The 24,365-nt window shown below is 70.8% G+C and carries 24 protein-coding genes; 18 read left to right on the top strand and 6 right to left on the bottom strand.

The features are described from left to right. Positions 1-2: 2 nt before the first annotated feature. From AB0E98_RS30350 to folE, 5 genes are all read left to right on the top strand, one after another. Positions 3-1,139 carry a zinc-dependent metalloprotease gene (locus AB0E98_RS30350; protein ID WP_361708842.1) on the top strand — a complete coding sequence of 379 codons (1,137 nt, stop codon included), beginning with the start codon at positions 3-5 and terminating at the stop codon, positions 1,137-1,139. 211 nt (positions 1,140-1,350) lie between these two features. Further along, entirely contained in the window at positions 1,351-2,370 is a 1,020-nt protein-coding gene (tilS, locus tag AB0E98_RS30355; protein WP_361708844.1) for a tRNA lysidine(34) synthetase TilS, read from the top strand. A 79-nt stretch (positions 2,371-2,449) separates the two neighbouring features. Continuing rightward, positions 2,450-2,989, top strand: coding sequence for a hypoxanthine phosphoribosyltransferase (hpt, locus tag AB0E98_RS30360; protein ID WP_126918123.1), 540 nt, complete (start codon positions 2,450-2,452; stop codon positions 2,987-2,989). A 266-nt stretch (positions 2,990-3,255) separates the two neighbouring features. Then, the gene (gene ftsH, locus AB0E98_RS30365) at positions 3,256-5,268 is read left to right on the top strand and encodes an ATP-dependent zinc metalloprotease FtsH (protein ID WP_361708846.1); all 2,013 of its coding nucleotides are present in this window, start codon (positions 3,256-3,258) and stop codon (positions 5,266-5,268) included. Between the two features lie 148 nt (positions 5,269-5,416). Continuing rightward, positions 5,417-6,022, top strand: coding sequence for a GTP cyclohydrolase I FolE (folE, locus tag AB0E98_RS30370; RefSeq protein WP_311614908.1), 606 nt, complete (start codon positions 5,417-5,419; stop codon positions 6,020-6,022). Between the two features lie 93 nt (positions 6,023-6,115). Here folE and AB0E98_RS30375 read toward each other — a convergent pair whose 3' ends face one another. Further along, complete coding sequence (locus AB0E98_RS30375; RefSeq protein ID WP_361708849.1) at positions 6,116-7,228, bottom strand: alpha/beta hydrolase-fold protein; 1,113 nt, start codon at positions 7,226-7,228, stop codon at positions 6,116-6,118. Between the two features lie 171 nt (positions 7,229-7,399). Here AB0E98_RS30375 and AB0E98_RS30380 point away from each other — a divergent pair, with 171 nt between their 5' ends. The 6 genes from AB0E98_RS30380 (at position 7,400) to AB0E98_RS30405 (ending at position 12,429) form a co-directional block, all read left to right on the top strand. After that, positions 7,400-9,250 (top strand): phosphatidylglycerol lysyltransferase domain-containing protein, encoded by a 1,851-nt coding sequence (locus AB0E98_RS30380; RefSeq protein WP_361708851.1) that lies wholly within the window; start codon positions 7,400-7,402, stop codon positions 9,248-9,250. Positions 9,251-9,345: 95 nt separating this feature from the next. Further along, on the top strand, positions 9,346-10,251 hold the full coding sequence (gene folP / locus AB0E98_RS30385; protein WP_361708853.1) for a dihydropteroate synthase: 906 nt from the start codon (positions 9,346-9,348) through the stop codon (positions 10,249-10,251). Next, on the top strand, positions 10,252-10,722 hold the full coding sequence (locus AB0E98_RS30390; RefSeq protein ID WP_361708855.1) for a nuclear transport factor 2 family protein: 471 nt from the start codon (positions 10,252-10,254) through the stop codon (positions 10,720-10,722). 233 nt (positions 10,723-10,955) lie between these two features. Next, the gene (gene folB / locus AB0E98_RS30395) at positions 10,956-11,315 is read left to right on the top strand and encodes a dihydroneopterin aldolase (RefSeq protein WP_126915341.1); all 360 of its coding nucleotides are present in this window, start codon (positions 10,956-10,958) and stop codon (positions 11,313-11,315) included. Beyond that, on the top strand, positions 11,312-11,905 hold the full coding sequence (gene folK, locus AB0E98_RS30400) for a 2-amino-4-hydroxy-6-hydroxymethyldihydropteridine diphosphokinase (RefSeq protein WP_361708857.1): 594 nt from the start codon (positions 11,312-11,314) through the stop codon (positions 11,903-11,905). Before folB ends, folK begins: the two co-directional genes overlap by 4 nt. A 50-nt stretch (positions 11,906-11,955) precedes the next feature. Further along, complete coding sequence (locus tag AB0E98_RS30405) at positions 11,956-12,429, top strand: DUF3180 domain-containing protein (RefSeq protein WP_361708956.1); 474 nt, start codon at positions 11,956-11,958, stop codon at positions 12,427-12,429. Positions 12,430-12,544: 115 nt separating this feature from the next. On the opposite strand, the gene AB0E98_RS30410 is transcribed toward AB0E98_RS30405, so the two are convergent. Beyond that, positions 12,545-13,717 (bottom strand): betaine/proline/choline family ABC transporter ATP-binding protein, encoded by a 1,173-nt coding sequence (locus tag AB0E98_RS30410; protein ID WP_361708860.1) that lies wholly within the window; start codon positions 13,715-13,717, stop codon positions 12,545-12,547. A gap of 130 nt (positions 13,718-13,847) precedes the next feature. Here AB0E98_RS30410 and AB0E98_RS30415 point away from each other — a divergent pair, with 130 nt between their 5' ends. The 4 genes from AB0E98_RS30415 (at position 13,848) to AB0E98_RS30430 (ending at position 17,598) form a co-directional block, all read left to right on the top strand. Beyond that, complete coding sequence (locus AB0E98_RS30415; protein ID WP_361708862.1) at positions 13,848-14,561, top strand: ABC transporter permease; 714 nt, start codon at positions 13,848-13,850, stop codon at positions 14,559-14,561. Beyond that, the gene (locus AB0E98_RS30420) at positions 14,561-15,250 is read left to right on the top strand and encodes an ABC transporter permease subunit (protein WP_361708863.1); all 690 of its coding nucleotides are present in this window, start codon (positions 14,561-14,563) and stop codon (positions 15,248-15,250) included. Before AB0E98_RS30415 ends, AB0E98_RS30420 begins: the two co-directional genes overlap by 1 nt. Positions 15,251-15,283: 33 nt before the next feature. Next, positions 15,284-16,261 carry an ABC transporter substrate-binding protein gene (locus AB0E98_RS30425; protein ID WP_361708866.1) on the top strand — a complete coding sequence of 326 codons (978 nt, stop codon included), beginning with the start codon at positions 15,284-15,286 and terminating at the stop codon, positions 16,259-16,261. Between the two features lie 185 nt (positions 16,262-16,446). Further along, entirely contained in the window at positions 16,447-17,598 is a 1,152-nt protein-coding gene (locus AB0E98_RS30430; protein WP_361708868.1) for a hypothetical protein, read from the top strand. Between the two features lie 90 nt (positions 17,599-17,688). Here the strand turns inward: AB0E98_RS30430 and AB0E98_RS30435 are convergent, their stop codons facing one another. Together AB0E98_RS30435 and AB0E98_RS30440 are read right to left on the bottom strand one after the other, a co-directional pair. Next, a complete protein-coding gene (locus AB0E98_RS30435; RefSeq protein ID WP_361708870.1) occupies positions 17,689-18,831 on the bottom strand; it encodes an NADH-quinone oxidoreductase subunit D in 1,143 nt (380 codons plus the stop codon). 12 nt (positions 18,832-18,843) lie between these two features. After that, positions 18,844-19,899: an SAM-dependent methyltransferase gene (locus AB0E98_RS30440; protein WP_361708872.1), complete on the bottom strand. Its 1,056-nt coding sequence runs from the start codon at positions 19,897-19,899 to the stop codon at positions 18,844-18,846. Between the two features lie 121 nt (positions 19,900-20,020). On the opposite strand from AB0E98_RS30440, the gene AB0E98_RS30445 reads away from it, so the two are divergent. Together AB0E98_RS30445 and AB0E98_RS30450 are read left to right on the top strand one after the other, a co-directional pair. Continuing rightward, a complete protein-coding gene (locus tag AB0E98_RS30445; protein ID WP_361708875.1) occupies positions 20,021-21,217 on the top strand; it encodes a sensor histidine kinase in 1,197 nt (398 codons plus the stop codon). Between the two features lie 77 nt (positions 21,218-21,294). After that, positions 21,295-21,975 carry a response regulator transcription factor gene (locus AB0E98_RS30450; RefSeq protein ID WP_361708877.1) on the top strand — a complete coding sequence of 227 codons (681 nt, stop codon included), beginning with the start codon at positions 21,295-21,297 and terminating at the stop codon, positions 21,973-21,975. A 106-nt stretch (positions 21,976-22,081) separates the two neighbouring features. On the opposite strand, the gene AB0E98_RS30455 is transcribed toward AB0E98_RS30450, so the two are convergent. Further along, positions 22,082-23,200: a DUF5937 family protein gene (locus AB0E98_RS30455; RefSeq protein WP_361708880.1), complete on the bottom strand. Its 1,119-nt coding sequence runs from the start codon at positions 23,198-23,200 to the stop codon at positions 22,082-22,084. 99 nt (positions 23,201-23,299) lie between these two features. Here AB0E98_RS30455 and AB0E98_RS30460 point away from each other — a divergent pair, with 99 nt between their 5' ends. Continuing rightward, complete coding sequence (locus AB0E98_RS30460; protein WP_361708882.1) at positions 23,300-23,632, top strand: hypothetical protein; 333 nt, start codon at positions 23,300-23,302, stop codon at positions 23,630-23,632. 15 nt (positions 23,633-23,647) lie between these two features. Here the strand turns inward: AB0E98_RS30460 and AB0E98_RS30465 are convergent, their stop codons facing one another. Further along, positions 23,648-24,262 (bottom strand): Uma2 family endonuclease, encoded by a 615-nt coding sequence (locus AB0E98_RS30465; protein WP_361708885.1) that lies wholly within the window; start codon positions 24,260-24,262, stop codon positions 23,648-23,650. Positions 24,263-24,365: the final 103 nt, after the last annotated feature.

Raw genomic sequence — 24,365 nt, forward strand, 5'->3', positions numbered from 1 at the left:
GCATGACGAGCGTCGGTGGTACGGAGATGGTCGACTGGAAGCTCGCGGTGGCGACCGCGACCCGGCTCGTACGGCCGGGGCCCGAAGTCAGCCGGGACGAGGCGCGCGACGTGGTCGCGGAGCTGCGCCGGCACGCGATCGCGTCGGAGGAGCACGTCCGGGCGTTCACCCGGATGACGCACCCCGAGGGGAGCGGCGGCCCGCAGCCGCCCGTCCTCGTCGTCGACCGCGCGGGGTGGGTGAAGGCGAACGTCGCCGGTTTCCGGGCCCTGATCGGCCCGCTGCTGGCGAAGATGCAGGACAAGCGTGCGAACGCCCCCGCGGGGGCGGTGCTGGGCGCGGTCGGCGGCAAGGTGACCGGCGTGGAGCTGGGGATGCTGCTGTCGTTCCTGGCGTCCCGGGTGCTGGGCCAGTACGAGACGTTCGCGCCGGTGACGCGCGACCTGCCGGGCTCCCCGGCCGGCGGCGGCCGGCTGCTGCTCGTGGCGCCGAACATCGTCCAGATCGAGCGCGAGCTCGACGTGGCCCCGCACGACTTCCGGCTGTGGGTGTGCCTCCACGAGGAGACGCACCGGACGCAGTTCACGGCGGTGCCGTGGCTGCGGGACCACATCGAGGGGGAGATCCAGGGGTTCCTGGGGGAGACGGAGGTCGATCCGGCGACGCTGCTGGAACGGATCCGGGAGGCCGCCCAGTCGCTGGCGGGCGGTCGGCCCCCGGTGGACGGGGACGAGGGCGGCGGCCGCAGCATCGTGGAACTGGTCCAGACGCCCGCCCAGCGGGAGATCCTGGCGCGGCTGACGGCCGTGATGTCGTTGCTGGAGGGCCACGCGGACTATGTGATGGACGGCGTGGGGCCGCGGGTCGTACCGACCGTGGCCGAGATCCGGGAGAAGTTCCAGAAGCGGCGGGCCACCGGTGCCGGGCGCCTGGACGCGGCGCTGCGCAAGCTGCTGGGCCTGGACGCCAAGCTGCGGCAGTACCGTGATGGCGAGCGGTTCGTACGCGCCGTGGTGGACGAGGTCGGTATGGACGGGTTCAACCGGGTCTGGACGTCCCCGAACACGCTGCCGACCAAGTCCGAGATCGCCAAACCGGCGGACTGGGTCGCACGGGTGCACGGACGGGCCGACGGGTGATTCCGTCCACCCCCGTCACGCCCTGCTACCGGATGAACGCTCCCGTAATCACCCTTCCGAGGGACCGTGTGCCAAGGGTGGGCGTGCGATGCTCGGGTAAAGGCTCGTCTCTGTCACCATCGACGTACGCAGCGTGACGGATACTCGGAGTCGGCAAGGCCCCGGCGCCGGCTCCGGCACCCCCTCCCATGGAACGATTGGACACACGGACATGGGTCCACACCCCGCGGTCGCGGCGATACGCCTGGCGGTCCGCCGCGTTCTCCACGACGTCCTCACCCTGGCCCCCACCTCCTCCTCACCCCAGGGCGCCGGCGAGCCCCCGCTCGTGCTGGTGGCCTGCTCGGGTGGCGCCGACTCCATGGCGCTCGCGTCCGCCCTCGCCTTCGAGGCCCCCCGCCTCGGGGTCCGGGCCGGTGGCGTGACCGTCGACCACGGCCTCCAGCAGGGCTCCGACCTCCGCGCCGCCGAGGTCGTCAGCCGTCTCACCGCCCTCGATCTCGACCCCGTCGAGGCCGTGCGGGTCGACGTCGGCCGGGAGGGCGGCCCCGAGGCCGCCGCCCGTGACGCCCGCTACGCCGCGCTGGACGCCGTCGCCGAGCGCCACGGCGCCGCCGCGATCCTGCTCGGGCACACCCGTGACGACCAGGCCGAGACGGTGCTGCTGGGGCTCGCCCGGGGCTCCGGCATCCGCTCGCTGTCCGGCATGGCCACCGCCTCCGGTGTCGGCGGCCGCTACCGCCGGCCCTTCCTGGGCCTGGACCGGCAGACCGCACGGAAGGCCTGCATGGTCCAGTCCCTGCCTGTCTGGGACGACCCCCACAACGTCGACCCGGCCTACACCCGCTCCCGGGTCCGTCACGAGGCGCTGCCGGTCCTGGAGAAGGCGCTCGGCAAGGGCGTGGTGGAGGCCCTCGCACGGACGGCCCAGCTCTCCCGTGACGACGCCGACGCCCTCGACTCCTGGGCGGCCGCCGCGGAGTCGTCCGTGCGCGACGACTCCGGCGATCTCGAGGTCGCCAAGCTCTACGCCCTGCCCCCCGCCGTGCGCCGCCGGGTGCTGCGCAGGGCGGCCATCGCGGCGGGCTCCCCGCCCGGTTCGCTCTTCGCCCGGCACCTGGAGGAGGTGGACCGGCTCATCACCGGCTGGCGAGGCCAGGGGGCCATCAACCTCCCCGGGCGCGTCGCGGTTCGCAGGCAGGGTGGCAGACTGGTGCTCCGGCAGGGCTGATGCGAGCGGGGCGGAGCGCGTCTCGCGGGCCCGACAAGGTCGTGAACGAGCGAGAGTGGCGCGGGTGGACGAGAAGGACATGGGCACCGATCTGAAGTCGGTGCTCATCACCAAGGAAGAGATCGACGCGAAGCTGGCCGAGCTGGCCGCGAAGATCGACGCGGAATACGCGGGCAAGGACCTGCTCATCGTCGGTGTCCTCAAGGGCGCCGTGATGGTGATGGCGGACCTGGCTCGCGCCCTGTCCACCCCTCTCACCATGGACTGGATGGCCGTGTCCTCCTACGGCGCGGGCACCCAGTCCTCCGGTGTGGTCCGCATCCTCAAGGACCTGGACACCGACATCAAGGGCAAGCACGTCCTGATCGTCGAGGACATCATCGACTCCGGCCTGACGCTGTCGTGGCTGCTGTCGAACCTGGGCTCGCGCGAGCCGGAGTCGCTCAATGTCGTGACGCTGCTGCGCAAGCCGGAGGCGGCGAAGGTGGCCATCGACGTGAAGTGGGTCGGCTTCGACATCCCCAACGAGTTCGTCGTCGGTTACGGTCTCGACTACGCCGAGAAGTACCGCAACCTGCCCTTCGTGGGCACGCTCGCGCCGCACGTCTACGGCGGCTGAGCACGCTCCGTCATGGAGCCGGTACCCCGGCGGCTCGGGAACCCATCCCGGTTTTCCGCCGTTGGAGCATGCGAGGGCGGGTTTGTTGACCGTCCGCGGCGGCGTCGGGTGACAATGCTGGGGTACCGTCCGAAGGTCAGTCTTTTCAGGCTTTCAAATCAAGCCTTTCAAAGGTCGAGCAGGACACCGCATGCACTGGCACCTCATTCCGGGGTGACCGTGCCTCACTGTGGCAGGAGGGACGGGGCGCCGAGCGCCCCGTATGGATGGACGTGAAGCGCTACTTCCGTGGGCCGGTCATGTGGATCGTGCTGGCCGTCCTCGCCGTGGTCGTGTTGATGCAGGTCGTCGGCTCGTCCGGCGGCTACAAGTCGGTGGACACCAGCCAGGTCGTACATGCGATCGACAAGAACCTGGTGAAATCGGCCGAGCTGACGACCGGCGACGAGAACAAGATCAAGATCGAGCTGATCAACGGCCAGAAGATCAAGGGCTCCAGCAAGGTCCAGGCCAACTACATCGGCGACCAGGGCGTGGAGATCTCCAAGGACCTCCAGGCCAAGGCCGATGACGACGACCCGAAGACGCTGCCCGAGGGCTACAACGTCTCGACGTCGAAGCAGAACCCCTTCGTCGGGGTGCTGCTCTCGCTGCTGCCCTTCGTCCTGATCGTCGTGGTCTTCCTGTTCCTGATGAATCAGATGCAGGGCGGCGGCTCCCGGGTGATGAACTTCGGGAAGTCCAAGGCCAAGCTGATCACCAAGGACACCCCCAAGACCACCTTCGCCGATGTGGCCGGCTCCGACGAGGCCGTCGAGGAGCTCCAGGAGATCAAGGAGTTCCTCCAGGAGCCCGCGAAGTTCCAGGCCGTCGGCGCCAAAATCCCCAAGGGTGTGCTGCTCTACGGCCCGCCCGGTACGGGCAAGACCCTGCTCGCGCGCGCCGTCGCCGGCGAGGCGGGCGTCCCGTTCTACTCGATCTCCGGATCCGACTTCGTCGAGATGTTCGTCGGTGTGGGCGCCTCCCGCGTCCGTGACCTCTTCGAACAGGCCAAGGCCAACGCCCCGGCCATCGTCTTCGTCGACGAGATCGACGCGGTGGGCCGCCACCGCGGCGCCGGTCTCGGCGGTGGTCACGACGAGCGCGAGCAGACGCTCAACCAGCTGCTCGTCGAGATGGACGGCTTCGACGTCAAGGGCGGCGTCATCCTGATCGCCGCCACCAACCGCCCGGACATCCTCGACCCGGCGCTGCTGCGCCCGGGCCGTTTCGACCGGCAGATCGCCGTCGATCGTCCGGACATGCAGGGCCGTCTGGAGATCCTCAAGGTCCACCAGAAGGGCAAGCCGGTCGCGCCCGACGTCGACCTGGCCGCCGTCGCCCGCCGCACCCCCGGTTTCACCGGTGCCGATCTGTCGAACGTGCTGAACGAGGCCGCCCTGCTGACGGCCCGCAGCGACCGCAAGCTGATCGACAACCACAGCCTGGACGAGGCGATCGACCGCGTCGTGGCCGGTCCGCAGAAGCGGACCCGGATCATGAGCGACCGGGAGAAGAAGATCACCGCGTACCACGAGGGCGGTCACGCCCTGGTCGCGGCGGCTTCGCCGAACTCCGACCCGGTCCACAAGATCACGATCCTGTCCCGGGGTCGCGCGCTCGGCTACACCATGGTCCTGCCCGACGAGGACAAGTACTCCACCACGCGCAACGAGATGCTCGACCAGCTGGCCTACATGCTGGGCGGCCGCGCGGCCGAGGAGCTCGTCTTCCACGACCCGACCACGGGCGCGGCCAACGACATCGAGAAGGCCACCGCCACGGCCCGCGCGATGGTCACCCAGTACGGCATGACCGAGCGCCTCGGCGCGATCAAGTTCGGCTCCGACAACTCCGAGCCCTTCCTGGGCCGTGAGATGGCGCACCAGCGGGACTACTCCGAAGAGGTCGCCGGGCTGGTCGACGAAGAGGTCAAGAAGCTCATCGAGACCGCGCACAACGAGGCGTGGGAGATCCTCGTCGAGAACCGCGACATCCTCGACGACCTGGTTCTGGCCCTCCTGGAGAAGGAGACGCTGAACAAGGAGGAGATCGCCGAGATCTTCCGGCACGTCGTGAAGCGCCCGGCCCGCCCGGCGTGGACCGGCTCCTCGCGCCGTACGCCCTCCACCCGCCCGCCGGTGCTCACCCCCAAGGAGCTCGCTCCCACCAACAACGGGGCCGCCCCCGTCGACACGGTGGAGCTCCACAAGGACAGCTCCGCCACCCCGGAGAGCTGAGCCCCCCCGGGCTCCCGAAGGGCCCGGAATGGATGCCGCGTCACCCAGGTTTTAGCCTTGGGGGCGCGGCATCGCGCATATGCGCGCGGTCCGAGGTGCTCCGCAGGGGCCGCACACGGCGCGACGTACGAGAGAACGAGGCAAGCCCATGACCGACCCGGTGACGCTGGACGCCGAGGGCTCCATCGGCGAATTCGACGAGAAGCGGGCCGAGAACGCCGTCCGCGAGCTGCTGATCGCGGTCGGTGAGGACCCCGACCGGGAAGGCCTGCGGGAGACCCCGGCGCGGGTGGCCCGGGCCTACAAGGAGATATTCGCCGGCCTGTGGCAGGAGCCGCAGGACGTGCTGACCACCACTTTCGACCTCGGGCACGACGAGATGGTGCTGGTCCGGGACATCGAGGTGTACAGCACCTGCGAGCACCACCTCGTCCCCTTCCACGGTGTGGCGCACGTCGGCTACATCCCCTCGACCAGTGGCAAGATCACGGGCCTGTCGAAGCTGGCCCGGCTGGTGGACGTCTACGCCCGCCGCCCGCAGGTGCAGGAGCGACTCACCACGCAGATCGCGGACTCCCTGATGGAGATCCTGGAGCCGCGCGGTGTCGTCGTGGTCATCGAGTGCGAGCACATGTGCATGTCCATGCGGGGCATCCGCAAGCCCGGCGCCAAGACGCTGACCTCGGCGGTCCGAGGCCAGCTCCGCGACCCCGCGACGCGCGCCGAGGCGATGAGCCTGATCATGGCCCGCTGACCCACGGCTGCTGCCGGACACACGAAAGGGGCCCGTCATGCGACGGGCCCCTTTCGTGTGTCCGGCAGCAGCGCGCTCGGCTCGGAACTACCGCTACGCGGAAAGCCGGCTGCCCATCCACTTCAGCGTCGGGTTCAGCTCACGCCGCCACGTGTTGAAGTTGTGCCCACCGCTGTCGAGGACGATCGACGAAACCCGAGTGGGCGACTTCGCCGCCATCTCGATGAACTTCATCGTGTCCTTGTAGTTGTGCTCGCCCTTCTTGCTGGTGGTCACCAGCAGCGAGACGGGCGGCAGGTTCTTGTGCTTCAGGCGCCACAGCAGGTCGTTCTCCTGCTCCAGCTGCTTGTTGCCGCCGAAGAGGGAGCCGGTCGTCGGGTCCTGCGGGGCCTTGTAGTAGCCGGAGAGCGAGGCGGCCGCGCTGTACGCGTCGGGGTGGCGCATCGCGATCTTCAGCGCGCAGTAGCCGCCGGTGGAGTCGCCGATCATGCCCCAGTTCTTGGCCTTGTCGCCGACGCGGTAGTGCTCCGATATGGCCTTGCGCAGATCCTTGGCGAAGAACGTCTCGGTCTGCGGGCCGCCGGGTATGTCCATGCACTCGGTGTCACGCGGCGGAGCGACGGTGGGACGCATCATCACCAGGATGGTGGGCTGCATCTTCTTGTCCTTGGCCAGCTTGTGCGCCCGCACCGGGTAGTCCAGACCCTGGATCAGCGCCTCGGCGGTGCCCGGGTAGCCGGTCAGCGCGACGGAGGCGGGAAAGGTCTTGTTGGCGTACTGCGGCTGGAAGTACTCCGGGGGCAGATAGACATACGCCGGGCTGGAGATCCTGGACTCGGGGCCCACGATGTTGATCTTCTCGATCTTGCCGCCGACCCGGGGCACATTGCCGCGCGGCACCTTGACCTGCTGGGCGCTGACCACCTGCACCCGCTTGGCCCCGGCGCTGTGGTCGACGACCACGCCCTCGTTCTTGACCTGACCGAAGAGGTCGGCCCAGGAGCCGTAGAAGCCGAAGGACTGGTTGGCCCAGAGGCCGATCGCCGCGAACAGCGACAGCTGTGTGGCGATCATCATGCCCACGCGGGCCAGAACGGAACCGATGCCCTTCTTGCCCAGACGGGGCCAGAGCCAAATGGTCAATGCGAACAGCACGACCGCAGCCACGATGGCAATGATCAGTACTGCCATGCTGGTGAGACCCATGAGGTGCTTTCTGCCGAGCGCCCCGGCGCGCGGGGTCGCGGAATGGTTACTTCTTCCCGGGCTCGGCCCCCCACGGAACCTCAACCCCGAAACCGTCGTCCTACAGGGCGCACATTGTCCGGGTGCTGCCGCTGAATGGCGCAGGCCCACTCGACAGGACGACGGGAAGAGATGTCTGTCAGGGTAGATGGCAAAAAGTCCGACGAGGTTCCTTCGGGATCGAAGAGGCTCGCGGGGCTTGCGCGTTTCGTGAAAGGGCCCAAGCCCGAGAACGTGCCTGCCGTCGTGGGCACGATCGGGGCCCTCATCGGCCTCGCCGACATCGCGGCCGGGGTCATCCCCCGGTTCCGGTGGAGCAGGGTGCACGCCCTCTCCGAGGTGCTGCCCGGCTCCGTGACCCAGCTGGCGGCCGCCGGCTCGATCATCGTCGGCATCCTGCTGCTGATGATCGCCCACGGCCTGAAGCGCGCCAAACAGCAGGCCTGGCTGGCCGCCGTGGTCCTGCTGCCCATCGGTGCCGCAGCGCAGCTGATCTACCGCCACTCCCGGATCGGCGCGATCCTCTCCCTGCTGCTCTTCATCTACCTGCTGCGCCACAAGAAGTCCTTCGGCGCGCTGCCCGACTCCCGCAGCCGCTGGAAGGCGCTGGCCAACCTGATCCTCATGGGTGGCGTCAGCTTCGGCCTCGGCTGGGTGATCGTCGGCTCCCACGCCAACAAGATGATCGGCGACCCGCCGGTGCTGGAGCAGCTCGAGCACGTCCTCTGGGGCCTCTTCGGCTTCGAGGGCTCGATCCGCTACACCGACCACGTCGACTACACCGTCGGCTACTCGCTGGGCGCACTCGGCCTGCTGACCGTCCTCACCACCGCCTTCCTGGCCTTCCGCCCCGCCTACCCGGCCCCCCTCCTCACCGAGGAGGACGAGGACAAGCTGCGCGAGCTGCTGGCCAAGCACGGTGAGCGCGACTCGCTCGGCCACTTCGCCCTGCGCCGCGACAAGAGCGTCGTCTTCTCCCCGTCGGGCAAGGCCGCCGTCTCGTACCGCGTCGTCTCCGGCGTGATGCTCGCCAGCGGCGACCCCATCGGTGACGTCGAGGCCTGGCCGGGTGCCATCGAGAAGTTCATGGAGCTGGCCAAGCGTCACTCCTGGACCCCCGCCGTCGCCGGCTGCAGCGAGACCGGTGGTGAGGTCTGGGCCCGTGAGACCGGTCTGGACGCCCTGGAGATGGGCGACGAGGCCATCGTCGACGTGGCCGACTTCAGCCTGACCGGCCGCTCCATGCGCAACGTCCGCCAGATGGTCAAGCGCATCGAGCGCAACGGCTACTCCACCAAGGTGCGCCGCGTCGGCGACCTGACCCCCGAGGAGCTGGAGGCCGTCCAGAAGGCCGCCAACGCCTGGCGCGACACCGAGGACGAGCGCGGCTTCTCCATGGCCCTGGGCCGCATCGGCGACCCCAAGGACCTGGACGCGATCATCGCGACCGCCCACAAGGACCCGGAGGAGGGCGAGGACCTCCCCTTCGGCGACCTCCGCGCCATGCAGCACTACGTGCCGTGGGGCAAGGACGGCAGCTCGCTGGAGCTGATGCGCCGCGACCGCAGCGCCGACCCGGGCATGAACGAGCTGCTGATCGTGGCCTTCCTCCAGGCCGCGCCCGAGCTCAAGATCAAGCGTCTGTCGCTGAACTTCGCGTTCTTCCGCTCCGCCCTGGAGCGCGGCGGCAAGCTGGGCGCGGGCCCGGTGGTCCGTGTCCAGCGCGCGGTGCTGATCTTCCTCTCGCGCTGGTTCCAGATCGAGTCGCTGTACAAGTTCAACGAGAAGTTCCGGCCCCGCTGGGAGCCCCGCTTCATCGTCTTCCCGAACAGCCGCGACCTGCCCCGCATCGGCTTCGCCATGATGCAGGCGGAGGGCTTCCTGGAGCTGCCGCGCCTGCTGCGCCGTCGCCCGGCCCCGCCGGAGGAGTTCCTGTCGGACCAGGAGGCTCCCGAGCAGAGCGAGGTCACGCGCGCCGCGTGACATGCGCCGACAGCGCCCCGCGACCCCTCCCCGGCCTCCCGCCGGGGAGGGGTCGCGTCGTTCACCGGCCTTGTCGCACGCCCTAGGCTGGTTCCATGAGTACGTTGCGTGGCCGTATCGGGCCGGTCGGACTGCCCGAGTGGGACCGCTGTGCGGTGATGGGCGTGGTGAACGTCACCCCCGACTCGTTCTCCGACGGCGGTCACTGGTTCGACACCGAGCTGGCGGTCAAGCGGGGCCTGGAGCTCACCGCCGCCGGCGCCGACCTGGTCGACGTGGGCGGCGAGTCCACCCGCCCGGGCGCGGTGCGGATCGACGAGGAGGAGGAGCTCCGCCGCGTGGTCCCGGTGGTCCGCGAGCTGTCGGGCGAGGGCGTGGTCGTCTCGGTGGACACCATGCGGGCCGCCGTCGCCGAGGCCGCTGTGGAGGCGGGCGCGGTGCTGGTCAACGATGTGAGCGGCGGTCTCGCCGACCCCTCGATGGTGCCGGTGGTGGCCGCCGCCGGGGTGCCGTTCGTGGTGATGCACTGGCGGGGCTTCAGCGCCGACATGAACAATCGCGCGGTCTACGGGCCCGATGTGCTCGGCGACGTCGTCGACGAGCTGCGCCGGCGGCTGGACGCGGTGGTCGACGGCGGCATCGAGCCGGACCGGATCGTCGTGGACCCCGGCCTGGGCTTCGCCAAGCACGCCGAGCACGATCTCGCCCTGGTGGCCGGGCTCGACCGGTTCCGCCGGGAGCTGGAGCTGCCGATGCTGGTGGCCGCCTCCCGCAAGCGCTTCCTGGGCCGGGTGCTGGCCGGCCCCGACGGCGATCCGCCGCCGGCCCGCGAGCGGGACGCCGCCACGGCCGCCGTCTCGGCGCTCGCCGCGCGCGAGGGCGCCTGGGCGGTCCGGGTCCATGAGGTACGGGCCAGCGCCGACGCCGTCCGGGTGATCCGGGCGGTGGAGCTCGCGGGAATCTCCCCGGACGCCGTTCACCGCACCGCCGAGGGGGCCTGAGTGAGCACCGCCCGTACGGACGCGGAGCAGGTCGAGCTGGCGAACACCGCCCTCTACGAGGCGATGGAGCGTGGCGACACGGCCGCCATGGACCGGCTCTGGCTGGACGACTCCGGTACCGAGGTCTCCTGCGTCCACCCCGGCTGGCCCGTGCTCCGCGGCCGGAGCGAGGTGCTGCGCTCCTACGCCCTGATCATGGCGAGCACGGACTACATCCAGTTCTTCCTCACCGATGTGGAGATCGTGGTCGTCGGTGACACGGCCCTGGTGACCTGCACGGAGAACATCCTCAGCGGTGCCCCCTCGGAGACCGAGGGCGAGCTCGGCCCGCTGGTCGGCCAGCTCGTCGTGGCCACCAATGTCTTCCGGCGGGTGGGCGACGGGTGGAAGGTGTGGTCCCACCACGGCTCGCCCGTGCTCGCGGGGCGGGAGGACGAGGAGGACGACGATTCCTCCGAGTCGGGCGCATAGACCTCGGGTGCGTGACGGCCGTCACGGCGCCACACGTCAGTGTGAGGAAAAGTGGCCACTCGTTCGAGCTGCCCGGCACCCGGGTAGGGGTTGAGCACGTGGATCTTCGGGTAAGCGCGGCGCGAACCGCCCGGCACCCGAGGTCGGGCGCTGTCGGTGCCCGCAGGTAGATTCGAAGATGGGCAACCTGGTCGAAGGCGGGCCCTTACCGACAACCAGCAGGAGTGATTCGTGTGGATCGTGTCGCGCTGCGCGGCTTGAAGGCTCGCGGCCACCACGGGGTGTTCCCCAAGGAACGCGAAGAAGGCCAGACCTTCATCGTGGACCTGGTGCTGAGCCTGGACACCCGGCCCGCCGCGGCCGACGACGACCTCGCGAAGACCGTGCACTACGGCATCGTGGCCGAGGAGGTCGTGGACGTCGTCCAGGGCGAGCCCGTCGACCTCATCGAGACCCTCGCCGAGCGGATCGCCCAGCAGTGCCTCAAGCACGAGGCGGTGCGGGAGGTCGAGGTCGTCGTGCACAAGCCGGACGCCCCCATCACCGTTCCTTTCGACGATGTGACGATCACTATCACCCGGAGCCGAGTATGAGCAGCAGCGACCCGACCGTGCAGCCGGTGCCCGCCTCCGTGGTGGAGCGGGTGGACGCGGCCGATGTGACCCTGAGCAATCCCAAGCGCGCCGTGATCTCCATCGGCAGCAATCTGGGCAACCGCCTGGAGACCCTCCAGGGCGCGATCGACGCGCTGGAGGACACCCCCGGTCTGCGCGTCAAAGCCGTCTCCCCGGTCTACGAGACGGAGCCCTGGGGCGTCGAGCCGGGCGCCCAGCCGACGTATTTCAACGCGGTGGTGCTGGTGAAGACCACGCTCCCGCCGGACTCCCTGCTGGAGCGCGGTCACGCGATCGAGGAGGCCTTCGAGCGGGTGCGGGACGAGCGCTGGGGCCCCCGTACGCTCGACGTCGACATCGTCACGTACCAGGACGTCGTCTCCGACGACCCGGTGCTGACACTGCCGCATCCGCGCGCCCACGAGCGTGCCTTCGTGCTCGCCCCGTGGTACGACGTGGACCCCGAGGCCGTGGTCCCGGGCCATGGCTCGGTGAGCGAGCTGCTGGCCGGTATCGGCCGTGAGGGCGTGGCGCCGCGCGCCGACCTGGAACTGCGGCTGCCCGAGTAGCCGTTGGGCCTACGTAGTTTTTCCGCATGACGAAGAGGGGCGACAGCTCGGTGAAGCAACTTCGGATCGGGGTGCTGGCCGGCCTCTTCGCCGTGGCCGGGGTCCTCTCATGGGCCGCCGCCCGCCTGTGGGACTCCTTCGGCACGCTGCCCAGCGTGCCGGTGGCGGCGCCCATCGTGCTGGGCGTCATCGCGGTGGTCCTCTTCGCCACGGCCCTGTCCCTGCGCGCCCGGCTGCGTGCCCAGCGCGAGCGCCGGGCGGGCGCGAAGGGCGTCGACCCCCTGCTGGCCGCGCGAGCGCTGGTCTTCGGCCAGGCCAGCGCCCTGGTCGCGGCCCTGGTCGGGGGTATGTACGGCGGAGTGGGCGCCTTCCTCCTGATGGACGGCCTCGACGTCCCCGCCCGCCGGGACCAGGCGATCTACGCGGGCGCGTCCGTCCTGGCGGGCGCCTGCGTGATAGCGGCGGCGTTCTTCATGGAGCGAGTCTGCAAGCTCCCGGAGGACGAGGAAGAGAGCACCGGCTGACGGTTGTGGGCAATCGTCCCGCAGGGCGATGGGGGCACCTCCCGGCGGTAGCCGGGGGAGGGTGGGCACAACCGGGCCCACCGGCCGCACCACCCGGGGCACCCCCGGTGCCGGGTCACGTACTGGGCACAGTCTCCACACGCGCCTCACTGCGCGCAGCTCCACGGGCGTCCGCCTCGATGGACCGCCGCAGCGCCTCGTGCAGACGGGCGGGGGTCAGGACCCCCAGGAAGTGATCCGCCCGGTCCCCGTCGAGCACCGCGATCCACCCTGCGTCATGCTGCAACATCGTGCTGAACGCCTGCTTCAGCGACGCCCCCAGCGGCAGCCACGCGTCCATGCGCCGCGCCCGCTCCCGCACCCGTGTCGTCCCCGAGCCGGAAGCGATCGCGTCGGCGGAGACCCAGCCGTGCAGCCGGTCCGCGTCGTCCAGGACGACGGCCCAGCGCGCGTCGTCCGCCGTGAGCCGCGCCCGCGCGTCGGACAGCCGGTCGTCGAGGTGGACCACCGGCGGCTGCTCCAGGTCATCGGCCTCGATCGGCGTCACCGACAGCCGCTTCAGGCCCCGGTCCGCACCCACGAAGTCGGCGACGTACGGCGTGGCGGGGGCGCCCAGCACCACCGTCGGGGCGTCAAACTGTTCGATTTTTCCGTGGCCGTAGACCGCGATGCGGTCGCCGAGCCGGACCGCCTCCTCGATGTCGTGCGTCACGAAGAGCACCGTCTTGCGCACCTGTGACTGGAGCCGTAGGAACTCGCTCTGGAGCCGCTCCCGCACGACCGGGTCGACCGCGCCGAAGGGTTCGTCCATCAGGAGGACGGGCGGGTCGGCGGCGAGCGCCCGGGCGACTCCGACGCGCTGGCGCTGGCCGCCGGAGAGCTGGTCGGGGTAGCGGTCGCCGTAGACGGACGGGTCGAGCCCGACGAGGTCGAGGAGCTCGGCCGCCCGGTCGCGGGCCCGCTTGCGCTGCCAGCCCAGCAGATGGGGCACGGTCGCGGTGTTCTCCAGGACCGTCTTGTGGGGGAAGAGGCCGACCTGCTGGATCACATAGCCGATCCGGCGCCGCAGCTCGACGGGGTCCACACCGGCGATGTCCTCGCCGTCGACCCGGATGCGTCCGCTCGTGGGCTCGATCAGCCGGTTGACCATCTTCATCGTGGTGGTCTTGCCACAGCCCGACGGTCCGACGAGCGTGACCAGCTCGCCCTCCGCGACCTCGAAGGAGAGGTCGTCCACGGCGGTCGTGCCATCGGCGTAGCGCTTGGTGACGTGCTCGAAGCGGATCATGGTTCCCCATTGTCGCCGTACTGTCCTTCGAACATGTTGCCGTCGGGTCCCCGTCGGAGGCGAATGTCAGTGCTCCGGGTTAGGGTCGCCAGTGACCGACCGTGAAAGCCGAGGGGGAGGTGAGGCACGGATGGCGGGTCAGAACTGCCTGATCGCCAACGACTGGTTCTGCGGCGAGTATGTGCGGACGCGCGGTCAGGAGCTGACGGACGCCACGCTCCAGCACGTCGGCATCACCCTGGTGTCCGTGGCGATCGGCCTGCTCGTCGCCTTCCCGCTGGCGCTGCTCGCGCGCCGCTGGCGTGCGTTCCAGGGCCCGGTGCTCGGCGCGACCACGATTCTCTACACCGTGCCCTCGCTGGCCATGTTCTCGCTGCTGGTGCCGGTGTTCGGTCTGTCGGCGGCCGTCGTGGTGACGGGCCTGGTGCTCTATTCGCTGACGATCCTCGTGCGGAACATCCTGGCCGGCCTCGCCGCCGTGCCGGAGGAGGCCCGCGAGGCCGCGCGCGGCATGGGGTACGGGCCGATACGGCTGCTCTTCGGGGTGGAACTGCCCCTGGCGGTCCCCGCGCTGATGGCCGGTGTGCGGATCGCCACGGTCTCGACCGTCTCGCTCACGACGGTGGGCGCGATCATCGGCTACGGCGGGCTGGGCAATCTGATCTACGAGGGGATGCGCAGCTACTTCAAGGCGCAGGTGCTCACCGCCTCGGTGCTGTGCGTCGCGCTGGCCGTCGCCGCCGATCTCCTGCTGTTGTTCGCCCAGCGGCTGCTCACGCCCTGGGCGCGGACCGGCCGCCGTGCGGTGAACCGTCGCGCGGCCGAGGAGGCGGTGGTGGTCTGATGGACGTCATCGGGCGGACATGGGACTGGCTGACGACCGGTGCGAACTGGTCCGGCACGGACGGCGTCTGGCACCGGCTGGGGGAGCATCTCTTCCTGACCGCCGCGTGCCTGCTGATCGCGTGTGCCATCGCACTGCCCGTCGCGGTGCTGCTCGGTCATCTGGGCAAGGGGGGCGCCCTCGCGGTCAACCTCTCCAACGCGGGCCGCGCGGTGCCGACGTTCGCGGTACTGGTGCTGTTGCTGCTGAGCCCGCTCGGTACGCACGGCTCCTGGCCCACCATCATCGCGCTGGTCCTTTTCGCGATACCCCCGGTGCTGACCAATGCCTATGTGGGGATGCGCGGTGTGGACCGGGGCATGGTCGAGGCCGCCCGGGGCATGGGCATGACGGGCGGTCAGGTGATGGCCCGGGTCGAGCTGCCCCTGGCCTTTCCGCTGATAGTGACCGGGGTGCGGTCCGCCGCCGTCCAGGTCGTGGCCACCACCACGCTCGCCGCGCTCCCCGGGGGCGGCGGCCTGGGCCGGGTCATCACGGCCGGCTTCCGGCTCACGGACACCGCGCAGGTGGTGGCCGGGGCGGTGCTGGTGGCGGCGCTGGCGCTGCTGGTGGAGGGCGCCTTCATTCTGCTCCAGCGACGGCTGGACCCCCTGCGGAGCCGCGCCCGCGCAACACAAGCCCCCGCATGACGAACGCTCAAGCCTGACTGGATGGAGTTTCGTATGACCAGGACACCGCGTCGAGCGCGGACCACTCGCGCCCTGCTGGCGGTGGCCGGCGTCGCGGCCCTCACGGCGGGTCTCGCCGCGTGCGGCGGCGACAGCCTGGAGAAGTCCAAGGAGGGCGGGAGCTCCGGATCGGGCAAGGATTCGCTGGTCGTCGGCTCGGCGTCCTTCACCGAGTCGAAGGTGCTCGCGGAGATATACGCGGGGCTGCTCAAGGACGCCGGATATTCGACGTCCATCCAGACCGTCGACGCCCGGGAGCTGTATGAGCCGGCGCTGGAGAAGGGCCAGATCGATGTGGTCCCGGAGTATGCCGCGACGCTCACCGAATTCCTGAACAAGAAGCAGAACGGGAAGGACGCCCCACAGGTCGCCTCGGGCGACTCGGAAGCCACGGTCAAGGCCCTCCGTAAACTCGCCGAGCCGCGCGGTCTGAAGGTGCTGGACGCCGGGTCGGCGGTCGACCAGAACGCCTTCGCGGTTACCGGTGAGTTCGCGAAGAAACACCAGCTCAAGACGCTTTCCGACCTTGGGAAGTCGAAGGAGAAGGTACGGATCGCGGCGGGCGACGAATGCTCCCAGCGGCCCTTCTGCCGGCCGGGCCTGGAGAAGACCTACGGCATGGACGTCGCGGGTATCGACCCGCTGGAGGTCGGCAGCACCCAGGCCAAGCAGGCGGTCAAGGACGGCAAGGACCAACTGCTGCTGACCACCACCACGGACGCCACGCTCGCGCAGTTCGGACTCGTCCTTCTGGAGGACGACAAGAAGCTTCAGAACGCGGACAACGTCCTGCCCGTCGTGAATGCCAAGAAGGCGGGTTCGCAGAAGATCGCGGATGTGCTCGGCAAGCTGAACAAGGTGCTGACCACGGCCGATCTCACCGAACTCAACAAGAAGGTCGACGCCGAGCGGCTCAAGCCCGCCGATGTCGCCGCTCAGTACCTCAAGGAGAAGAAGCTTCTGACGAAGTGACGGAGTAGGGGAGAAGTAAGATCAAGGGAAGAGTTTGGCGGTGGGCTCACACGTTCGCCGCGACGCACGGTAAGTTTCAGGCCATGCCACGAGGACGCCACCGCCATTCCGCCCCCCTCCATCGGCTTCTTCCCCCGCTGACGGTCGCCGCGACATCTGTCGCCTGCGCCGCGGGTGCGCTGGCGGTGGGTGAAACCGCTGTCATTCGCGGCCTCGCCGTCGCCGCCGCCGCGGCCACGGTGGTCGGCTCGGTGATGATGCGCCGCTGGGACCGCGCCGCGGGCAGGAGTGTCGCCCAGTTGACCGCCGCCCGTACGCGGGAGGAGTGGAAGACCGAGGAACGCGTGGCCGAGCTGGAGACGGACCTTGAGGAGACCCGTCTGCTGCGCACCGGCCTGGAGTCCAAGCTCCGCGCCAAGCGCGCCGAACTCGCCCGCCTCCGCACCGAGCACGCCGACCTCCTGCGCCGCTACGCCGCCGCCGAGACCGGCCGGGCCAGCGCGATGGAGGGCCGCCGCCTGCTGGAGAAGGACAAGACGCCGACCGAGAAGCCGGCGACCGACAAGCCGGCCCCGCTGAACGCGGAGGCATACCGCAAGGCGGCGAACGCGCTCCAGTCCCTGGGCCGCGGCCCGGTTGTGGGCAATCGTCCCGCAGGGCGGGACGGGCGGGCACAACCGGACCACCGGCCCGCACCCGAGAAGGCTCCCCAGCCCGTGAAGGCACCCGTCGCGGTGAAGCCCGCGCAGTCGGCCAAGGCTCCGGCGCCCGTCACGGCGTCGACGCCCGCGAAGACGTCCGCTGCGGCCAAGGCCACCGGGCAGGCCCAGGCCAACGGGCAGGCGCAGGCCCCGCAGGCGCCCCAGGCCGCCAGGCAGCCCGCAGCGGTCAAGGCCGCCGTGCCTCAGCCGTCCAACGCTCCCAAGGCCACTGGCCAGGCGCAGGCGCAGGCCCAGGCCCCGCAGAAGCCCCAGTCCGCCGCGCGGCCTGCCGCCGCCAAGGCCAAGGCCACCCCGCCCGCCAAGGCGGCCGCGTCGGCCAAGGCGCCCGCACCCGCGGCCCGCCCCGCCGGGACGGTCGTGCCGGCGGCTCGCCGTCAGCCGGGCGGCTTCGACTTCTTCGGCACCGCCGCCGGCAAGAAGAAGGCCGACTCGCCGGCCGCGAAGGCCGTCGAGGAGCAGGACCTCGCGGACGTCGTCGGCGAGGAGGTCCTCGCCGACGCGGCCGGAGTGGAGAAGGGCGTGGAGAAGGACGCGGACGGCAAGGTCATCGACCTCACCGCGCACGACGACACCGAGCAGATCGACGTCGTCGAGCTGCGCAGCGCGATCTCGTAGCGGCCGCAAGCACCAACGCGCCAACGCACCAACAAGAGAGGGCCCGGGGCAAAGCCCCGGGCCCTCTCCGTCTCGTACGTACGCCGCCGGCTACTTGTCGATGTCGCCGACGACGAAGAACAGCGAGCCCAGGATCGCCACCATGTCCGCGACCAGCGTCCCCGGCAGGAGCTCGGTCAGGGCCTGGATGTTGTTGAACGAGGCCGACCGGAGCTTCAGTCGCCAGGGCGTCTTGTCGCCCTTGGAGACGAGGTAGTAGCCGTTGAGGCCCAGCGGGTTCTCGGTCCAGACGTAGGTCGAGCCCTCCGGGGCCTTGAGGACCTTGGGCAGCCGCTGGTTGATCGGGCCGGGCGGCAGCTCGGCCATCCGGTCCAGGCAGGCGTCGGCCAGGTCCAGCGAGTTGTGGGTCTGTTCCAGCAGGCACTCGAAGCGCGCCAGGCAGTCGCCCTCCTCGTGGGTGACGACCTTCAGGACGTCGCCCAGCTCGCCGTACGCGAGGTACGGCTCGTCGCGCCGCAGGTCGAAGTCGACACCGGAGGCGCGGGCGATCGGCCCGCTCACCCCGTACGCGTGGACGGCCTCCGGCGAGAGGACGCCGACGCCGCGCGTCCGCCCCCGGAAGATCTCGTTGCCGAGGACCAGCCGGTCGTACACGTCCATCCGCGAGCGCACCTCGGCGATCGCGTGGCGGGCCCGGCCGAGCCAGCCCGCGGGCAGGTCCTCCTTCAGGCCGCCGACGCGGTTGAACATGTAGTGCATCCGGCCGCCGGAGACCTCCTCCATGACCGTCTGGAGCTCCTCGCGCTCGCGGAACGCGTGGAAGACCGGGGTGATGCCGCCGAGCTCCAGTGGATACGAGCCGAGGAACATCAGATGGTTGAGCACCCGGTTCAGCTCGGCCAGCAGCGTGCGCGTCCACACCGCGCGCTCGGGGACCTCCATGCCGAGCATCCGCTCGACGGCGATGACGACGCCCAGCTCGTTGGAGAACGCCGACAGCCAGTCGTGCCGGTTGGCGAGCATGACGATCTGGCGGTAGTCGCGCGCCTCGAACAGCTTCTCCGCGCCCCGGTGCATATAGCCGATCACCGGCTCGGCGCTCCGGACCCGCTCGCCGTCCAGGACGAGGCGCAGTCGCAGCACACCATGGGTCGACGGGTGCTGGGGCCCGATGTTGAGCACCATGTCGGTGCTCTCCGCCGCGCCGCCGATCCCGACTGTCGTCTCCGTCATGGGGCTAGTTTCTCAAACACCGGAGGAGCCGCTTTCCCAAACACCGGAGGAGCCGCCCGACGGGCCGATTCCCAGCGCCTCCGGCGGGAGCTCCACCGGCTGGAGCAGCCAGCCGAAGCCGCCCAGGCCCGCCGGTGCGGTCAGCTCCGCCGCCTCGCCGGCCGCGCCGAGGGCCCGTACGTAGGCGGCCGGGTCGGTCGAGGCGAGCGAGAGCGGCGGACGGGCGCCGTCGACGCCCAGGGCCCGCAGCGCCTCGCGCTGGCTGACGACCGAGCCGCCCGGCAGCGCGGCCGCGTCCAGCGCGACGTGCGCGGTGATGTCGCAGGAGCCATCCGGCACGGGCCGCACCTCGCGTCCCTCGCGGAAGCCGGTCAGGGTGCCGTAGGGCGGGCGGGAGGCGCGTCCGTGCGCGTAGTCGACGGCCACTGCCAGCCCGGACCGCAGCGTGCCGGTCGCCTGCCGCCAGGCGGCGTCGCGCGGGTGGCCGATCTCGGCGCGGGAGCCGGGCGGCGCGCCCTCCAGGGGCCACCAGCGCTTGAGCCAGTCGGCGTCCTCGCCGGAGACCGGGTCGCCGAGCAGTTCCTCGCCGTCGTCGCGGACGAGCACCTGGCGGGGGGTGCCCTCGCCGTCCGTCTCGGCGACGTCCACCGGCACGTTGTCGAGCCACTCGTTGGCGAAGAGCAGCCCGGTGAGCCCTTCGGGCAAGGTGTCCCGCCAGCTCACCCGGGGGTCGAGGTCCTCCGGGCGGTCGGCGAGCTCCACGGCGTACGGGCGCAGCCTGCCGGCGAGCTCCGCGGGGCACCGGGCGAGCACCCCGGCCACCAGCTCGCCGCGTCCCGCCCCGACGTCGGCGAACGCCAGCTCCGCCGGGTGCCCCAGGGCCGCGTCGACGCGGCACAGCAGCTCCACGACGGCCCCGGCGTACAGGGGGGAGGCATGGACGGACGTACGGAAGTGACCCGCAGGGCCCTCGGGGCTCCGGTAGAAGCCCTCGGGGCCGTAGAGGGCCGTCTCGGTCGCCTCCCGCCAGGTCCTCGCACCGCTCGACACATTCGCTCCGCTTCCCATACGCACACGTTAAGCGGGCCTACCGGACACTCGCCCTCCACCTTGGGGAGTAGACGGAAACCGACCGGATCGATCGCCGGGCTGACCCGTGCGGCGACTCGGCGTGCCTACGCTGGGTGACGTGCAGCGCCTCTACGACTTCCTCCGCAGACACCCCACCGGTGTGGACACCTTCTGGGCCCTCCTGCTGCTGGGGCTCAGCGTGCTGTCCAGCGCCGAGGGGAGTACGCGGGGCGGGACGGCCCTCAAGATCGTCGTGGCCCTGGCGCTCAGCACGGTGATCGCGCTGCGCCGCCGCTGGCCGGAGAAGATGCTGCTGCTGGCGGCCGCTACGGGGGTGGCCCAGGTCGCCTTCGACGTCTCGCCGGACGTCTCGGACTTCGCGATGCTGGTGATCATCTACACCGTGTCGTCCGGCAATACGCGCTGGGCGTCGCGGTTCGCGCTGGTCGGCGGGGTCCTGGCGTCCCCGATCGCCGCCGTCCGCTGGCCCACGCCGCACAGCGAGCTGGGCAGCACCCTCCTGGGGGCGGTGTTCGTCAGCGTCCCGTTCGTCCTCGCCTGGGTCCTCGGCGACTCGATGCGCACCCGCCGCGCGTACTGGGCGCAGCTGGAGGAGCGCGCCACGCGCCTGGAGAAGGAGCGCGAGCAGCAGGCGAAGATGGCGGTGACCGCCGAGCGGGCGCGCATCGCCCGCGAACTCCACGACGTCGTCGCGCACAACGTGTCGGTGATGGTGGTGCAGGCCGACGGCGCCGCCTACGTCCTGGACGCCTCGCCGGACCAGGCCAAGCAGGCACTGGAGACGATCTCCAGCACCGGCCGCAAGGCCCTCACCGAGATGCGCCGCCTGCTGGGCGTGCTGCGCACCGAGGAAGGCGGGGAGAGCGGTGAGACGTATGTGCCGCAGCCGGACGTGGAGCAGATCGGCGAGCTCGTCGAGCAGGTGCGGGGCGCCGGGCTGCCGGTGGACTTCACCGTCGAGGGCGCGCCGCGGCCGCTGCCGAGCGGTGTGGAGCTGACGGCCTACCGGATCGTCCAGGAGGCGCTGACCAACACCCGGAAGCACGGCGGCCCGGACGTCGGCGCGAGCGTCCGGCTGACGTATTTCGACGACGGCCTGGGGCTGCTGGTCGAGGACGACGGCCGGGGCGCGCAGCACGAGCTGTACGAGGACGGTGGCGCCGACGGCATGGGACACGGTCTGATCGGTATGCGCGAGCGTGTCGGCATGGTGGGCGGCACCCTGGACGCGGGGCCGCGGCAGGGCGGCGGCTTCCGGATCAGCGTGCTGCTCCCTGCCAGGTCCGGCCGCTGAAACCACCAGGCCACCAGGCCGTCAGGCCACCAGGCCATCAGGTTTGATTCGTAGTACGCCTCAGAAAGGGACCCCGCATGTCGATCCGCGTCCTCCTCGTAGACGACCAGGTGCTTCTTCGTACCGGTTTCCGCATGGTGCTGGCGGCCCAGCCGGATATGGAGGTCGTCGCCGAGGCCGGGGACGGTGTGGAGGCGCTGAAGGCGCTGGAGGGCACCGAGGTGGACGTCATCCTGATGGACGTCCGCATGCCGCACATGGACGGTGTGGAGGCCACCCGCCGGATCTGTCTGGGGGAGAACCCGCCGAAGGTGCTGATCCTCACCACCTTCGACCTCGACGAGTACGCCTTCTCCGCGCTGAAGGCCGGCGCGAGCGGCTTCATGCTCAAGGACGTGCCGCCCGCCGAGCTGCTGGGCGCGATCCGGGCGGTGCACAGCGGTGACGCGGTGGTCGCGCCCAGCACCACCCGCCGGCTGCTGGACCGCTTCACCCCGATGCTGCCGAGCGCGGGCCCCGAGCCCACCACCGCGGAGCTGAGCCGGCTCACGGACCGGGAGCGCGAGGTGATGCTGCTGGTGGCGCAGGGCCTGTCCAACGGCGAGATCGCGGCGCGGCTGGTGCTGTCGGAGGCGACGGTGAAGACGCACGTGGGCCGCATCCTCACCAAGCTGGGCCTGCGGGACCGGGTGCAGGTGGTGGTGATGGCATACGAGACGGGCCTGGTCCGGGCGGGCGGCGGGGGAGCCGCGCACTGAGGGCCCCGCAAGGGGCGCGGGGCTGTGTCGGTATGCGGCTACCGCCGCGTGGGCGCGACAAGCCCCCACCGGCACGCGGGTGCCCGGACTGCTCTGCCCGGACTGCTCAGCGCAGCACGCCCTCCAGGAAATCGCTCCCCAGCCGGGCGACCACCGTCAGGTCCAGCTGGTGGAGCACATAGCGGCCGCGCCGCCGTGTCGTGATCAGTCCGGCCTTCTTCAGCACCGCTATGTGCCGTGACACCTCCGGCGGGCTGATGTCGTGCGCGGCCGCCAGCTCGCCCGTGGTGAACGCGGCCCGCGCCAGATAGCGGCACATCCTGATCCGCATCGGGTGCGCCAGCGCTTCCAGGCGGAGGGTGAGCAGGTCGAGGGACTGCGGCCCGGGCAGTTCGGGGGCGGCCACCGGGTAGTGGATCGTCGGCCGCCAGCCGGGGGCGTGGAGCACCCACAGATGGGGCCAGCCGAGGGACGACGGGACGAAGGTGACGCCCGGGCCGACGGCCGGGTCGACCGCGGTCGTATGGCCGCTGGTGAGCTTGTCGACGACGATCCGGGAGCCGTCGGGGGAGAGCTTCACGGCGGGCGAGACCTCGGCGAGGGCCTCGGCGAGGCCCTTGTGCCGCAGGATCTCCGTCTTGTGGCGGGCGTCGTTGGCGAGCTGGACGCGTACCCGCTGCCAGACGTCGTTGAAGAACGCCTCCGCGCTGTCCTCGAACAGCCGCCGCAGCCAGGCCCGGACCTCCGGGGGGTCCTGGAGCAGCCGCTTGGCGAACGCCAGCTGGCGGGGGCCGCGTGCGGTGGCGCGCTCCAGGGCCTGCTCCCGGATCTCCGCGTTCACCAGAGGCGACGGGCCGCGCAGGGTGTATTTGCTGGAGCAGGAGATCTCCAGGGCGGCGTCGACGAACAGCTCGTCGTCCAGCCGGTCCATCATGTCCAGGTCCTCGGCGAGGGTGGCGCCGGGCTGGCCGTGCGTCTCCGGGAGGGCGGCGAAGGCGTGCGAGATGTCGGAGAAGGTCGAGCTCCACAGGAAGTCCGCCTCGCACAGCCGGTCGGCGAGATCCGGCTTGAGCGCCGCGTTCGTCGCGGTGGTCCAGCCGTGCAGCCCGGGGTGGTGCCCGGGCTCGGCCAGGGCGTGGAGGGCGGTGCACAGCTCGGCCAGCGGGGAGGCCCGGAAGACCAGCCGCTCGGGCGGCAGGCCCGCGATGTCGATCGTCACGCTCATGGGGTCATCGTGCCTTCCTTTTCGCAGGTCGGGCCGCCGATTGACGGTCCTCGTCAATTCACGCGCCGAACGGGTGGACCGGGCCGCACGGTGGAGGACATGAGCGCGAACCAGCAATACCTGCTCGACCTGTACCGCACCTCCCAGCTGGGCGAGGCCCCGCCGCCCGCGCCGGGCACCGGCGACCGCCAGGCAGTCCGGGAACTCCGCACCTGGCGGGCCTTCCTGGCCGTCGTAGACGAGCACGTCGCCACCCGCCGGGCCCGGTGGACCCGCTGGACGACGGCCCTCCGCCCCGCCCGCCCCGTACGGCACGCGGCCGCCGCCCCGGCGCCCGTACGGCCGTCAGCCGCCCAGAGTGCCCCCGTCCAGCCGCTCCAAGAGCGCCCCTACCGCGTCGCGAACGGCTGCGGGAGTCCGTGCGAGCGCTGACGCGGCGACGGTGACCTACCCGTCGCTCTCCCGTGCGGCGCTCCATGCCTTCAGGGGCTCGGTGTCGAGAGTGAACCCGACCGGCCCGGGCAGCTCGATGCTCTTGCCGAAGGCCGCCGTGTGCCGCTCCTGGTAGGCGCCCTCCACGGGTTCGCTGTACACGGTGACCTCGTCGGCATCCCGGTCGAGGAGGAGGTACACGGGGATGCCGCTCTCGGCGTAGGCGCGCGGCTTCTCGACGCGGTCGCGCCTATTGGTGTCGTAGTCGTGCGACGTGACCTCGACGGTCATCAGCACGCCGTCCGGCTCGGCCCACTCCCCGGCCCGGACGAAATGCCCCGTGGGGGCGAGCGTCCCGTCGGGGCGGGCGCGACCCTTGCGGCAGGTCTCGATCTTGAGGCCTTGGCCCGTGTGAAGATCCATGTCCGGACGGTGCTGGAGGCACTGCCGGACAAGCCACATCGTGATCGTCTCGTGGAGCCCATCGGGCACGGCCTTGACCCCCATTTTTCCGTCGATGAACTCCAGGCGCAGCCCCTCCGCCTCGCGTATGGCCGCCTGGGCGAGGGCCTCGAACTGCGCGGTCAGCATCTGCTCATCGGCGTGCGGCCGTTCATCCAGTGCGGTCATGGCATGCCTCCTCTGCCTGAGGTTTTCAAGCTAGACCCGGCCATCGGCGATCGGAGGCCCTCCTCCCGCCGACCACTCGAACGTGCGGCCGAGTTATCCACAT

The sequence above is a fragment of the Streptomyces sp. NPDC037389 genome, from assembly GCF_040636475.1.
Classification (GTDB): domain Bacteria; phylum Actinomycetota; class Actinomycetes; order Streptomycetales; family Streptomycetaceae; genus Streptomyces; species Streptomyces hesseae.